Annotated in this window: 1 protein-coding gene and 1 pseudogene; both read right to left on the bottom strand. The window is 73.7% G+C overall.

Features of this window, described 5'->3' with window-relative positions; all coding sequences use genetic code 11:
• Positions 1-1,844: type I polyketide synthase (locus SACPADRAFT_RS0211460; protein ID WP_028662401.1), on the bottom strand; the 1,844-nt coding region annotated here is incomplete at its 3' end.
• 299 nt (positions 1,845-2,143) lie between these two features.
• Positions 2,144-2,284 (bottom strand): annotated as a pseudogene (locus SACPADRAFT_RS34500) (acyl carrier protein); the annotation flags it as partial.
• Positions 2,285-2,430 lie beyond the last annotated feature (146 nt).

Raw genomic sequence — 2,430 nt, 5'->3', positions numbered from 1 at the left:
CCCACCACGGCGGCGGGCTCGATCCCCCACGACCGCCACACCGCCGCCAGCGAGACCATCACGGCCCACAGCACCGGCTGCACGACATCCACCCGCTCCAGCAGCGCCGCATCGCGGGCCGCCTCGCCGAGCGAGAAGTCCTGGAACGGGGCCAGCGCCGCGGCACACTCGCCGAACCGTGCCGCGAACACCGGGGACTCCTCGGCCAGCGCCCGCGCCATGCCTGGCCACTGCGATCCCTGCCCGGGGAACACGAAGACCGTGGCGCCGGGATCGCCGCCGCTGCCCCGCACCAGCAGCGGGTGCGTCTCGTCGGCGGCCAGTGCCCGCACCGCCTCCACGCTGAGCGCGACGGCCCGCTGATCGAACAGCGCGCGGGTCGTGGCCAGCGACACGGCGGCCGACCGGACGGGCAGCGAGGGCAGCACCTCGGCGATCTGGCCTGCCTGGGCGCGCAGGGCCTCGCGGGTCCGGGCCGACAGCACCAGCGGGACGGGGCCGCCGTCGTCCCCGGCCGGGGTTTCGGCGGGGTCGCCCTGTTCGAGAACCAGGTGGGCGTTGGTGCCGCTGACGCCGAACGACGACACGGCGGCGCGGCGGGGACGGTCGGTCGCTGGCCAGTCGCGGGCCTCGGTGAGCAGGGCGACCTTGCCCGCGGTCCAGTCAACCCGCGAGGTGGGGGCGTCGACGTGCAGTGTCGGGGGCAGAACCCCATGGCGCATCGCCTCGACGACCTTGATGACTCCCGCGACGCCCGCGGCGGCCTGGGTATGCCCGAGGTTCGACTTCACCGACCCGAGCCACAGCGGCACGCCGCCGGGACGGTCCTGGCCGTAGGTGGCGAGCAGGGCCTGGGCCTCGATCGGATCGCCGAGGGTCGTGCCGGTGCCGTGCGCCTCGACGACGTCCACATCGGAGGGACCGAGTTCGGCGTTGCGCAGCGCGGACAGGATCACCCGCTGCTGGGACGGCCCGTTGGGTGCGGTGAGACCGCTGCTGGCGCCGTCGGAGTTGACCGCCGAGCCGCGCAACACGGCCAGTACCTGGTGACCGTGCCTGCGGGCGTCGGACAGCTTCTCCAGCAGGAACACACCGGTGCCCTCGGACCAGCCGGTGCCGTCGGCTGCGTCGGCGAAGGCCTTGCATCGGCCATCCGCCGCCAGGCCGCGCTGGCTGCTGAAGGCGAAGAAGGTGCTCGGCGTGGACATGACGGTCACACCGCCCGCCAGGGCCAGCGAGCACTCACCGGTGCGCAGGGCGTGCGCGGCCAGGTGCATGGCGACCAGCGACGACGAGCAGGCGGTGTCGATCGTCAGCGCGGGACCCTCCAGGCCGAGGGTGTAGGCGATCCGGCCGGAGGCGACGCTGGAGCTGGCGCTGGTGCTCAGATACGCCTCGGTGCCCTCGGGCATCCGGTGCAGCTGGGCGGCGTAGTCGGAGTACATCACGCCGACGAACACGCCGGTCGCACTGCCGCGCAGGGAGTGCGGGTCGACCCCGCCGCGTTCCAGGGCCTCCCAGGAGGTTTCGAGCAGGAGCCGTTGCTGCGGGTCCATCGCCAGTGCCTCGCGCGGGGAGATCCCGAAGAAGCCCGCGTCGAACGCGCCCGCGTCGTAGAGGAATCCGCCCTCGGCGGCGAACGGGGTCTCGCCGAGTTCCCAGCCGCGGTCGGCCGGGAACGGGCCGATGGCGTCGGTGCCGTCGGAAACGAGCCGCCACAGGTCCTCGGGCGAGGACACACCGCCCGGATAGCGGCAGGCGGAGCCGACGATCGCGATGGGCTCGCCCGCCGCCTCCTCGGCCTGCCGCAGCCGCTCGCGGGTCTGGGTCAGCTCACCGGTCACGCGCTTGAGGTACTCGCGCAGCTTCTGCTCGGTGTCGCTGGGCTTGGTCATGACGACCCCCCGAACTCGTTGTCAATGAAGTCGAACAGGTCGTCGTCGGAGGCATCGTCGAGGGCGACGGCCCCGGCCTCCGGATCGCCGCGACCGTGCCTGTCGAGCAGGGCCCGCAGCCGCGTTTCGAGAGCGAGCCGGGTGACCTGGTCGAGGTCGGCTCCGGCCAGCTCGTCGGCCAGCCGATCCAGACCGGCCAACAGCTGCGCGGCCTGGTCGGCTGCCCCGTCGTCGGCGGCCAGGGTCTGCGCGAGGTGGCGAGCGAGCGCGTCCGGCGACGGGTGGTCGAAGATCAGGGTGGCGGGCAGGGCGACCGAGGTCAGCGCCTTGAGCCTGTTGCGCAGCTCGACGGCGGTGAGCGAGTCGAAGCCCAGGTCCAGAAAGCCGCGCCCGCTGTCGACGGCGGTGGAGTCGGCGTGGCCGAGCACCCCCGCGACCTCGGCGCGGACGAGGCCGCGCACGGCCCGGTCGAGATCGTCGCCACGCAGGCCCGCCAGGTCGGCACGGACCCGTTGTGCCGGGTCGTGCCCGGACC

The organism is Saccharomonospora iraqiensis subsp. paurometabolica YIM 90007, from assembly GCF_000231035.2.
Taxonomy (GTDB): domain Bacteria; phylum Actinomycetota; class Actinomycetes; order Mycobacteriales; family Pseudonocardiaceae; genus Saccharomonospora; species Saccharomonospora paurometabolica.
Note: the sequence above shows the minus strand (reverse complement) of the source record. Positions and strands in the feature narration are given on the sequence as shown.